6 protein-coding genes are annotated in these 11,648 nt (G+C 45.6%); 2 read left to right on the forward strand and 4 right to left on the reverse strand.

Annotation, left to right across the window (positions count from 1 at the left end; all coding sequences use genetic code 11):
* Window position 1 precedes the first annotated feature (1 nt).
* Together speA and H6G50_RS10790 are read right to left on the reverse strand one after the other, a co-directional pair.
* A complete protein-coding gene (speA, locus tag H6G50_RS10785; RefSeq protein ID WP_190716018.1) occupies window positions 2-2,020 on the reverse strand; it encodes a biosynthetic arginine decarboxylase in 2,019 nt (672 codons plus the stop codon).
* A gap of 73 nt (window positions 2,021-2,093) precedes the next feature.
* Complete coding sequence (locus tag H6G50_RS10790) at window positions 2,094-2,387, reverse strand: hypothetical protein (RefSeq protein WP_190716020.1); 294 nt, start codon at window positions 2,385-2,387, stop codon at window positions 2,094-2,096.
* A gap of 265 nt (window positions 2,388-2,652) precedes the next feature.
* Here H6G50_RS10790 and H6G50_RS10795 point away from each other — a divergent pair, with 265 nt between their 5' ends.
* The gene (locus tag H6G50_RS10795; protein WP_190716022.1) at window positions 2,653-3,375 is read left to right on the forward strand and encodes a Uma2 family endonuclease; all 723 of its coding nucleotides are present in this window, start codon (window positions 2,653-2,655) and stop codon (window positions 3,373-3,375) included.
* Between the two features lie 103 nt (window positions 3,376-3,478).
* Here the strand turns inward: H6G50_RS10795 and H6G50_RS10800 are convergent, their stop codons facing one another.
* Together H6G50_RS10800 and H6G50_RS10805 are read right to left on the reverse strand one after the other, a co-directional pair.
* On the reverse strand, window positions 3,479-8,839 hold the full coding sequence (locus H6G50_RS10800; protein WP_190716024.1) for an AAA family ATPase: 5,361 nt from the start codon (window positions 8,837-8,839) through the stop codon (window positions 3,479-3,481).
* A 146-nt stretch (window positions 8,840-8,985) separates the two neighbouring features.
* Window positions 8,986-9,207 carry a hypothetical protein gene (locus H6G50_RS10805; protein ID WP_190716026.1) on the reverse strand — a complete coding sequence of 74 codons (222 nt, stop codon included), beginning with the start codon at window positions 9,205-9,207 and terminating at the stop codon, window positions 8,986-8,988.
* A 415-nt stretch (window positions 9,208-9,622) separates the two neighbouring features.
* Between H6G50_RS10805 and H6G50_RS10810 the strand changes: the two genes are divergently transcribed.
* The gene (locus H6G50_RS10810) at window positions 9,623-11,584 is read left to right on the forward strand and encodes a bifunctional aldolase/short-chain dehydrogenase (RefSeq protein ID WP_190716028.1); all 1,962 of its coding nucleotides are present in this window, start codon (window positions 9,623-9,625) and stop codon (window positions 11,582-11,584) included.
* Window positions 11,585-11,648: the final 64 nt, after the last annotated feature.

Here is an 11,648-nt window from a genome sequence, read left to right on the forward strand (position 1 = left end):
TTCAACACAAATAGGTATAGCTGTTCAAACTATGTTCGTAATTTTGCAGCAGTCGTTGCGATTCTTCGAGGCTAATTTTTCCCTCTTGGAGGGCTTCTTCGGTGCGGCGGCGAATCCGTTCGACTAAATCTTTAACATCGTATTGAACGTAACCGAGTACATCCGCGATCGCGTCTCCTTTAACAACGTGCTCGACTTGATAACCTTTCGGAGTCATGCGGATATGAACGACATTCGTATCGCCGAAAAGATTGTGTAAGTTTCCCATGATTTCTTGATAAGCACCCACCAAAAACATTCCCAAGTAATAAGGTTTTCTTTCCTTACAATTTCCAGGATATTCCATCCATTCTAAAGGATGAAGTTCTAGGATCGATTTAATATCGCGCAGGTCGATAAACTTGTCGATTTTACCATCGCTATCGCAGGTTAAATCGGCAAGAATTCCGCGTTGGGTAGGTTCTTCGTTGAGACGATGAATAGGGAGAATGGGAAAAAGTTGATCGATCGCCCAAGCATCGGGAGCCGATTGAAAGACGGAAAGGTTGGCATAATAAATCGATGCCATATTTTTTTCCAAATCTTCTAAGTCGTCGGGAACGTAATCTTGCGTGCGAGTAATATCTAGAATTTTTCGGCAGCACGCCCAATACAATTGCTCGGCTCGGGAGCGTTCCTTTAAACTCAGATAGCCGAAGCTAAATAAACTAATCGCCTCATCCTTAAACTGAATCGCATCGTGATAGGTTTCTTGGTAGTTTTCAAGATTAATCGATTCGTAAGTTTCCCGAAGATTGCGCAGAATCAAATGTTCTTTGGATTGGGGGGGCTGCGGTAGGGCTGCCGACACTTCGTTCGTGCTGAGAACATCAAAGATCAGGACGGCTTGATGAGACGCGATCGCGCGGCCGCTTTCGCTAATGAGAATCGGGGCAGCAATATTGCGTTCGTCGCAGGCTTCCTTCACTTCGGCCACGATATCGTTAGCATAATTTTGCATATTGTAGTTTTTGGAAGCATAAAAGTTAGTTTTCGAGCCGTCGTAGTCCACCGCCAAACCGCCGCCGACATCGAGATATTGCATTTTTGCCCCTAATTTTGCTAACTCGCCGTAAATTTGCGCGGCTTCGCGGATGGCATCTTTAACGACCCCGATCGCGGAAATCTGCGAACCGATATGATAGTGCAAAAGTTGCAAGCAATCTAACATTCCGCAGGCTTCTAATTTCTCGACAACTTCGACAATTTGCGGCACGGTTAACCCGAATTTGGCGCGATCGCCCGTGGAATCGCCCCAATGCCCGGAACCTTTCGCACTCAACTTTGCCCGCACCCCTAAAATCGGTAAAATTCCGAGTTTCTGGCTGAGTTCGATCGCGACATACAACTCTTCTAACTGTTCGATAACGATGACGGGAGTATGCCCTAATTTGGTCGCCAGCAGCGCCATTTCAATGTATTCGCGATCCTTATAACCGTTGCAGATTAAGAGGGTTTCTCGGGCATTTTTCGGCGGGTGGAGAGAGGGTTCGAGGGTGGCAAGGGCGATGGTAAGTTCGGGTTTCGATCCGGCTTCCAATCCGAAGTGATAGGGCTTGCCAAACTGGACTAAAGCTTCGACGAGATGGCGATTTTGGTTGCATTTAACTGGGTAAACGCCGCGATATTGATTGGGGTAGTTATAACGCGCGATCGCTTTGGCAAAGCAAGCATTTAAGCGTTCGATGCGATCGGCGAGAATATCGGAGAAGCGAATTAAGAGGGGCAATCCGAGATTGCGCTTGCGTAAAGATTCGACCAGTTCGTAAAGGTCGAGGGAACCGCCGCGATCGCCTTGGGGGGACACGATTACCCGTCCGGCCGCATTGATGGAAAAATAGGGATCGCCCCATCCTTTAATGCGGTACAGTTCCTCGCTATCTTCAATCGTCCAGGTTTCCCGAACCTCCGGACGTACAAAATCGTCTCCCGAAGCGGGGAGTAACGCCCGTTCATTTCTCAGTTTCGTCTTTGCACCCATTGCGATCGCCGCCTCTTACATTTAAACATTTCGCATTTCATGGTAGCGACTTTTGAGAAAGATTCGGTTGAGGTTAGCGATACTTCTTCGTGCAAGTCTTTCCCGCTGCAACTTGTCCGGCGTAGTAAGCATCGGCAGAAGCCATATCGCCGAATTTTCGGATCGAAGTTATCGTTTGACCTTGGGCTTTGCATTCTACCGCGTAAGGCGCGCCAAAGACTAGCGCCCAACTTCCCGCGATCGCAATAATCGCGCCCAGCATCAAACAGCCGCAGCCCGTTTTGAGAAACTCAGCTTTAGAGATAACAAGGGATTTTACGCTTTGCTGTTCGGTGGAGTTATCTTGTTGTTCGGTTGAATCGGACATGATAGGTAGGGATTGCTGAATAATTGACAATTGACAATTGACAATTGATAACGTTTGAAGCAGTACATCAACGTTGTCCATTATCCATTATCCAATGGCACTGAAATAAGAGTTGAAAAATCGCCTGTAGAGACGTTGACTTGCAACGTCTCTACAGATAATTTCGTAGGGTGGGCAGCGCCCACCAGCCTTAAGTCAGTGCCATTCATCCATTATCAATTCTCAATTGATATAGTATAATAGTATTACCGAGTTTGAGGTAGCTATGGCAACTTCTCAAATAGAAGTACCGACACCAGTCGATATTAATTATCCAGACAGCGACGGCAAGCCAATGTCAGATAATACCAAGCAATTCCGCTGGATTACCGTTATTTATTACAACTTAGACTGGCTATTTTCTCAAGATGAAAACGTCTTTGTCGCGGGCGATTTACTGTGGTATCCCGTGGAAGGAAATAACAAATTACGTCAAGCCCCCGATGTTATGGTAGCCTTTGGCGTGAAAAAAGGCGATCGCGGCTCTTATATGCAGTGGAAAGAAGGAGGAATCGCCCCTCAAGTCGTCTTTGAAATTCTCTCCCCCGGCAATCGATTGACCCCCATGAATCAAAAGCAAGTCTTTTACAATCGTTACGGGGTTGAAGAATACTATGTTTACGACCCAGATCGGAATGATTTAAGCGGTTGGTTGCGAGGAGAAAATGGTCTAGATGTCATCGAAGAAATTAAAAACTGGGTCAGTCCTCGATTGGGTATTCAGTTCGATTGGTCGGAAGAAAGATTGCAACTTCTGCGTCCGAACGGAGAACCCTTTATCGGCTACATTGAAATTTCCCAGCAACTAGAACTTGCCCGCCAAGAAGTCGAGCAAGAACGAGAACGAGCCGAGCGAGAACGAGAACGAGCCGAGCGAGAACGAGAACGAGCCGAGCGATTAGCAGAACGCTTAAAAGCGTTAGGAATCGATCCGGAAGCGCTCGATTAAAACCTATTTTTCGCGAACTATTCTAAGTAAGCGTTGTGTGGGCATTGCCTTTTCTTGAGCAAACAAAAAAATATCTAAAAATTGGCAATGTCTACCTTTTTTGTTAGCCTCGTTTTTTAACCACCACTAAAGTAATATCATCCCAAACCTTATGCGAGCCAATATATTGCCGAACATTAGCAACAATCGCATCCCGAATTTCAGCGGCAGCCAGCGCTCGATGTTCCTGTACAACATCGTATAAGCGCTGCTGTCCGTAAAGTTTCCCCTCACCATTTTCCGCTTCTGTAATCCCGTCGCTATACAAAACTAGCGCATCTCCGGGCTGTAGAATAAAACTTTCCGCAGCAACAAAATCGCTAATTTCTTCCTCTAAACCCAGAGGAAATCCTAGGGGAAGAGTATCAATAATTTCCATCTCTCCGTTAGCGCGAGCGATAATTGCTTCTTCATGTTGCCCGCTTAACCAAAACTCTCCATCTCGATAATCTAATGTTGCTAACGTCATACTTCTTTCTACTTTAAGGCGATCGATGTTGGCATAAAGAGTGCGATTGAGAATGTCGAAAAAACGAGCCGGATCGCGCTCTCCGCTTTGTTGCAAAGTTTGAACTGCCGTCTGCGCCATCATCATTAATACACCGCTTTCTAAGCCGTGTCCGGTGACATCGCCGATCGCAATTTTAACGCCATCCTCATCTTGAAGCACATCGTAGTAATCGCCGCCCACTTCATCGGCGGGCTGCATAAATCCAGCGATATCGAGGTCTTTGACAACTTCTAACTCTTCAGTTTTAGGAAGAACCATTTGCTGCAACTGCTTGACCACATCGAGTTCGGCACTCATGCGAAGATTCTCTTGTTTCAAGCGTTGATTGAGGAGCGTAATTTCTTCATTGGCGGTCGCGAGTTGCTCGGTACGTTCTTTGACTTTTTGCTCTAAAGTTCGGTAGAGTCTAGCATTTTCTAAGGAGATAGCAGCTTGGGAAGCAAGAATCTGGAGAACTTCTAAACGTGCGGGAGTAAAAGCATTAGTGACGAGATTATTTTCAAGGTAAAATATTCCAACAATTTTCCCTTGATTGAGAATTGGAGCCGCTAAAATTGACCGGGGTTGCGCTTGTAGAATGTAGGGATCGTTGCGATAGCGTTCTTCGTACCGAGCGTCGGCAACGACGACTTCAGATTGCGCGTGCTGGACGTATTGAATAATGGAAAGGGGAAGGTTTTGACTTTCTTCTAAAGGAAGTGGCGAGATTGCTTGTGCTGTTAAGATATCGGTCATTTCTCCCGTTGCTTCAATCTTCCAAGCATCGCCCTCGACTAGGATAAGAATGCCTCGTTGCGCGCCAGCATTTTCGATTAAAAGGGCCATTAACTGCGCGATCGATTTATCGAAAACAATTTCGCTAGAGAGATTTCGAGCAGCTTGAGTAATAGTTTTAAGATCGAGACGTTGCGACTGTTCGTTAGTGCTACTCAATGAAGGTAAATCGCCTCCGTCGATTGTCGTAGCTTCTGCAACCGCTTTCGAGCCTAAAAATTGAGGATAGTTTTGTTCTAAATGAGCGATTTTTCCTCGTGCGTTCCAGCGAATGTAAGCATCGTATGCGTCCTGGAAGTATCCAGCAGCAATTCTTTCTTTTCCCCAAGCGAGATAGAATTTAGCAGCAAGTTCGCTAGCGAGGGCTTCATCTTGGGTAAAATGATGGGTTTTGGCTCCAGCAATAGCGCGATCGTAATAATCGCTTGCTTCGGAATTTTTACCCAAAACGCGATACTTTTCTGCTTCAATTAATTCTACATGATGTTGATAGTTTTGAGGAGCGTGGTGCGCCCAAGTTTGGAGAATCGTTTGACAAGAATTGACGCGATCGAGTCTCTCGTTTAAGTCGAGTTGCGATCGCGCTGCTGAAAGATAGATGAGAGCAGTATAAACGTTGTAATATAAAGATTGAATAATTCCGGCTGCGGCTCGAACGTAAGACTGACCCTCCTCCATATGTTTGAAAGAGCGATCGTAGTCGCCGAAGTAATAAGCCAGAATCATTTTGTAAGTATAAACAACAGCGATTGCGGCAATCTCATTACTTTGAAGATGCTTGGGCATCATGACCGTTTCGTCGTAAGCTTGACCGATTAATACATCTGGACAACTGACTTGTTCTTGTAAATTAGCCATCGCTTGCTGCGCCGTCCCAAAATAAATTAAGGGGGACGATTGCTGGAGCGTTTTTAAGGTGGCTTCGTACTTAGACATTTCTGCCCGACTTTCATCAAGCGAAATTCCAGAAAAGAAGTATTTAGAGAAGCAACTTGCAATGCTATAACCAGCAAACAAAAAGTTGCCGCTTTCCATCCCGACGAGATACCCTTCTTTTGAGGTTAAAATACTCTCGCAAATGCTTTCTTTTCGATATTGAATGAAGGCAGTAAAGAGGAGTAAAGTCAAAGCTCTAAATTTTTGCGCCTTCAAGCGATCGCATAAACTCAATGCTAATTTACTGAATTGATAACTCCTTTCAACGTCAGCAAAAGCATTACAAAGTACGATTCCGTAACCGACGTATCCTACAACAGATGCAGAAGTATTGCCAAACTTCAGCGACAAGTTAACCATCGTCGTACAAAGTAAAGGCAATAAAGCAGAATTTCCAAAAAAGACGGGAGGATACAAAAGAGCGAGCAATTCCATCGCCGCAATCGTTCGCTCGTCTGTCATTAACGGAAGATCGATTAATGCTTCAATCTCTCGATTTTGGAGTTGTTGGGCTGTATTTTTTAAGACCCGCTCGGTTGTAGACTGATTGGGTTGGGTGACGAATTCAACCTCTAATTCTCCTAAAGCGATTCTGCCGATCGCGATCGCGTCCAGCATTTGTCCTTGTGTTGTCTTGGCATTAATTTGAACTTCATAAATTTTAACTTTATCGAGGGCAGTTCCAGCCGAGTTTAGAACGCGGTTTGCTAGCGCTTCAGCTTCCTCAAAGTTGCCGTTTAAATACGCGGCTTCTGCTGCCAAGGTCGATAGCTTTAGAGTGAGATCGTATTGGCTCTGCCAGCAATTATTCCGCAGTAATGAAAGCCCAGTTTTTAGGTAATTATAAGAAGCTTTAGAAGCGGTCGCATTTTTTGCTTTTTGAGCGGCAGATAAATTGAGCCTTGCTAAAGACTCTCGGTCTTTGGCGCGCTCGATCAAGGCTAAGCTTAAATTCAAATGACCGACAATATCAAATAATCTTTCTTCCTTTTCAGTCTCGCTTAATTTTTGCTGAAGGAGTTGACCGATTCGGTAATGAAACTGTTGCTGTTGGCTGGGAGGAATGGCAGAATAGGCAGCTTGTTGTATGCGATCGTGAAGGAAACGATAGGTCGCATTTGCGGAAACCTTCAAAACTTTTTCTTCTTCTAAACGAACAAAAAACTTATAGTTTTTATCAACCGGAATGACTAATTCTTCTTGTAAGGCAAACCAGAGATGACTGGCGATCGCTTCAGATGTGGATTCGCTGACAATGGCTAATGTATTGAGATCGAATTGCGGCCCGATACAAGCGGCAAGTTTGAGAATTTCTTGAGTCTGAGTTGGAATTTTTCGGAGGCGAGTTGCCACAAATTCGACAATATCGTCGGGAAGCGTCAAGGCGGTAACGCCCATAATATCGCACTGCCAGTGATTGATATCCCAGTTAAAGGTAATGTAAGCTTCTTCGTAGAGAAATTTCAAGAACTGGCTGGCAAAGAAAGGGTTGCCTTGCGTTTTTTGATGGATAAGTTGGGTTAAGGGTTCGGCAAGAGTGGGGGTTGACTGAAGGGTATCGGCAATGAATTGATTTAAGTCTGAGAAGGATAAAGGAGATAGGGTTATGGTATTAACTCTCGCTCCGTTGCGAGCAATTTTTTCGACTGTTTTAATTAAAGGATGGTCTGGAGAAACTTCATTGTCTCTGTAGGCTCCTAACAGCAACAAATATTGTTGATTTTTCAGTAACAGTTCTAATAAATCTAAAGAGGAAGAATCGAGCCATTGAAGATCGTCTATGAATAAAACAAGAGGGTGCTTTTTTTGGGTAAAAACTTTGAGGAACTTTTCAAATACAACATTGAAACGATTTCGGGCAGCTACCCCTAGTAGTTCTGGGACGGGCGGTTGTTCGCCAATAATTGTTTCGAGTTCTGGAATAACATCAATGAGTAGCTGTCCGCTTTTACCCACAGCTTTAAGAATTTGGGTTTTCCAAGCTTGCAGTTGTTCGTCGGATTCAGATAGAAGTTGCGATGTTAGATCGCGAAAAGCTTGGACTAAGGCGCTAAAAGGAATGTTGCGTTGATATTGCTCGTATTTACCTTTAATAAAATAGCCTCGTTGACGCACGAGCGGTTTATGAATTTCGTTGATGAGCGCGGTTTTCCCAATGCCAGAAAATCCGGCGACGAGCATCATTTCAGCACGCCCCGCACTGACGCGATCGAAGGCAGAGAGAAGTTCTTGGACTTCTTTATTTCTACCGTAAAGTTTTTCGGGAATGGGAAAACGATCGCAAATATCTCGTTGCGCGATCGCAAAAGATTTGACTGTACCCGTTGTTTGCAGTTGCGTCAAACATTGTTCCAAGTCGTGCTTTATTCCTAATGCGGTTTGATAGCGATCTTCGGTATTTTTTGCCATTAATTTATAAATAATATCGGCTATGGCTGGAGAAATTTCAGGAGAAATCGAATCAACGCGCGGCGGATTTTTGGCAAGATGACAGTGGACTAATTCCAGCGGATCGTCCGATTGAAAAGGGAGTTGCTGAGTCAGTAATTCAAATAGCGTCACTCCCATTGCATAGAAGTCGGCGCGATAGTCTAGCCCGCGATTCATACGTCCTGTTTGTTCGGGGGCGATATAAGCTAAGGTTCCTTCTAAGACGTTAGGCGTTTCAATTTCTGTGGTTTCTTTGGGTAATAGCGAGGCGATACCAAAGTCGATGAGTTGAATTTGTTGAGTCGCTGGCTCGATCAGAATATTGGAGGGTTTAATATCTTTATGGATGATGCAAGCTTGATGTATGTTGTGGAGAATTTGGGCGAGTTGAATCGCAATTTTTAAGACTTCTAGGAGGGATAAAGTCCGTTCGCGTGCATACTTTTTTAGGGAAATTCCGTTGAAATCTTCAAAGATAAGGGCGTAACTATTGCCGTTGGGAATAAAATTTGTGGGACGGACGATACCAGGAATATCGAGGTTTTTTGCGCCCAGCGAAGCGGTTCCTCGCAGGATCGCGTATTGATTTCGGAATTGCAACAAATCGTTGACGTTTGCATGATTTTGTTGCAGCAATTTAACGATAACCGATCGCGCTGTTTCTGTTTCGACAGCACGATACACTGTCGTTCGGGAACTTGTATGAAGTTCCTCGATACAAGTGTAACCGGGGATGATAGGGAAGGAAGGCATAAAGGTGCGTGCAGATTTCAAGGTTGCTTTCAATTCAACTATGTTTTAAACTTTTTTTTTATGCAAGGGCGATCGCAAAAAAAACAGGAAACGGATTTACAAATCGACGTTTCCTGAATGGACAAGAAGCTTGTTATTTAATTTTTTTAGCGACTTGTGGACTTGCGTTAGTAGCTTTCTTCTTGATTTCCTTTGTTTTTGACGGTATGCAGCGCTAAATCGCGATTGGCACGCTCGAGGCGTTCTGCGATCGCTTGTCGCATAATTAAACTTACGTCTTCGTCTGCTAGCACTTCCTGCGCTTGTTCGCGATGGGCGGCACTTTCAGCTAAATCTTCGCGATCGAGGTGTAAGAGGTTGTGGTAAACCTGTTTGGGGGAAATGTTCACGCTCTTGTTTCCTTACGAATGGGATGCTCTCAGAAACTTCATCGATCCGACTGAAGTACGGTAAGTAATTACACTTATTCACGAAGGGGGGAGTTTTGCTGAACTTTCCCGACCTTTCGCAAATCCGTTGGCTTCGTTTCAGTCACGCTCTCACTCTAGCTCTGTTTTTGGGAACCTTTCGCGAGATCTACTAGATATTTATTTTGATGTAATAAAATGCAATGAATATCAATATCGCTTAACAAATCCAGGTATATTTACTATATTTAAATCTCAAAAAATAAAAAACTGATTTTTATGCGTTAATTTACGCAATGCGCTGAGTGTTGGCGTATCCGTACAAAACTTTAAGCCGCGATCGCTACTTGCCCCCTTTCTCTCCTAAAATTTGAAAGTCGTTTAGCCTACAACCGCCATGCAAAGCCTGTGGAATGACGAAGAAGCCGCCCAATATTCGGGCGACTTAGCGCTGAGAGTGTATACTTCCCGCTTATTAGGGCGCGATCCTTCCCTGGTTCTCCACGGTGGCGGTAACACTTCAGTGAAAATTCGCGAAACCAATCTCGTCGGCGAATCCGAAGATATTCTTTATGTCAAAGGAAGCGGTTGGGATTTAGCAACCATTGAAGCGGCGGGTTTTTCGCCGGTACGGATGCCGCATCTACTGAAATTGGCGAAGTTGGAAGTGCTGTCGGATCCGCAAATGGCGAACGAACTGAAAACGCAGATGACACGCGCTGACGCTCCTGCGCCTTCAGTAGAAACAATTTTACACGCAACGCTGCCTTACAAATACGTCGATCATACCCACGCCGATGCTGTCGTTGCAATGACCAATACTGCTAACGGCAAAGAACGCATTGAAGAGATTTACGGCGATCGCGTCGTCATTATCCCCTATATTATGCCGGGATTTGACCTCGCTCGCCTCTGCGCCCGTGAATTTGCTGCCGCTGCGACGGAAAAAACTATCGGCATGGTACTAATGAACCACGGTATCTTTTCCTTTGGGGAAACGGCGCAAGAATCCTACGAACGGATGATTGCATTAGTCTCGCTGGCGGAAGATTATTTAGTGCGGCAAGGTGCAACGGTTGAAACATCAGAGATTGAACCGGAAGAAGGAACGTTTCGCGACGAACTGGCGCAATTGCGGCAAGAACTGTCCCAAGCGGCAGGATTTCCGGTTATTTTAACGCGCGATCGCGCCCCCAAAACCCTCGCCTTCGCCCGTCGCGACGATATCGCCACGATATCCCAACAAGGCCCCGCTACGCCAGATCATGTGCTGCGTACCAAACGTATTCCCCTACTCGGGCGCGATGTTGCCGATTATTGCCAAGCTTACCAAGACTATTTCAAAGCCCACGCCACCCCCGATTTAACCCAACTCGATCCGATTCCCCGCGTTATTTTAGATGCAGAATTGGGGATGGTAACAGTAGGAAAAACGGCGAAAGATGCGAAGATTGTTGCTGATATTTATTGTCATACTATCGACATTATCGATCGCGCTACAAAACTAGGCGGTTACAAAGCGCTGTCTCCGAAAGAAATCTTTGCGGTTGAATATTGGGATTTAGAACAGGCGAAACTGCGAAAAGGCGGTAAAAGTCCGATGTTTCTCGGCGAAATTGCCCTCGTTACCGGCGCAGCTTCGGGAATCGGGAAAGCCTGCGTTGCATCGCTACTCGAACGCGGTGCGGCGGTGGTAGGGTTGGATATTAATCCGGCGATTGAAACGCTCTACCAACGCGCGGATTATTGCGGGATTTGCTGCGATGTTACTGAGGAAAGCGCGATCGAACAAGCCTTAGAAACTGCGGTGCAACGATTCGGCGGTATTGATATTTTAATCTTAAATGCCGGGATTTTTCCCCCCGCGCGCGCGATCGCGGAATTAAGTCTGGAAGAGTGGCACAAAGTCACCCAGATTAACCTCGATGCCAACTTAATTTTAATGCGCCAATGCTATCCCCTTTTAAAGCTAGCACCGAAGGGAGGGAAAGTGGTCGCGATCGGCTCGAAAAACGTCCCCGCACCCGGCCCCGGAGTCGCCGCTTATTCCGCTTCCAAAGCCGCTTTCAACCAACTGATGCGCGTCGCTGCCCTCGAATGGGGCAAAGATAACATTCGCCTCAATTCTGTCCATCCGAACGCCGTTTTCGATACCGGAATTTGGACGGAAGAAGTGTTAGAAAAACGCGCCCAGCATTATGGGTTAACGGTGGCAGAATATAAGACGAATAATGTGTTAAAGGTGGAAATTACTAGCGCATCGGTTGCGGAATTAGTAGCGGAACTTTGCGGGCCGTTATTTGGTTGCACGACGGGCGCGCAAATTCCGATTGATGGAGGGAACGAACGAGTCATTTAATTAGTAGATATTAGATTGGTAGGAGCGAATGCCCTTCGCCCGCGTGATGTACCTCGCGCCAACG

This window comes from Oscillatoria sp. FACHB-1406 (assembly GCF_014698145.1).
Taxonomy (GTDB): domain Bacteria; phylum Cyanobacteriota; class Cyanobacteriia; order Cyanobacteriales; family Spirulinaceae; genus FACHB-1406.